This window comes from Streptomyces chisholmiae (genome assembly GCF_031845445.1).
Classification (GTDB): domain Bacteria; phylum Actinomycetota; class Actinomycetes; order Streptomycetales; family Streptomycetaceae; genus Streptomyces; species Streptomyces chisholmiae.
This window is the reverse complement of record NZ_JAVREO010000288.1, coordinates 1-398: the sequence shown is the minus strand read 5'-3', so window position 1 is coordinate 398 and position 398 is coordinate 1. Positions and strand designations below refer to the sequence as shown.

Sequence of the window (398 nt, the reverse complement as noted above, 5' to 3'; positions counted from 1 at the left end):
CCATGGAGATGCGGGCCGGCCAGTTCATCATGTTCTGGTCCACCCTCATGCACGCCTCGCACCCGCACGAGGGCCGCACCCGCGACATGCGCATGGGCTTCGCCTCCCGCTACGTGCCCACCTCCGTCGAGGTCTACCCCGGCACCGACGCCATCGAGGAGTACGGCGGCCGGGTCAGCCTCGACCGGTACGGCACCGTCCTGGTCAGCGGCGCCGACACCTACGGACACAACAAGACCGCCGAACGCACCACCCGCGACCACCCCTTCGTCACCCAGCCCCCGGTCGGCAGGTGAGGCCGAGGGGAACGGCGGCCGACGACGGCACACCGGCCGCCCTCGCCCACGCCCTGCTGGACACGGCGTCCCTCACCCGCGCCCTGCCGCACCGGGTGAGGG

Annotated in this window: 1 pseudogene; it reads left to right on the top strand. The window is 72.6% G+C overall.

The annotated features are described in order from the left end of the window. Nucleotides 1–296 (top strand): annotated as a pseudogene (locus tag RM844_RS33235) (chlorinating enzyme); the annotation flags it as partial. Between the last annotated feature and the right edge of the window lie 102 nt (nt 297–398).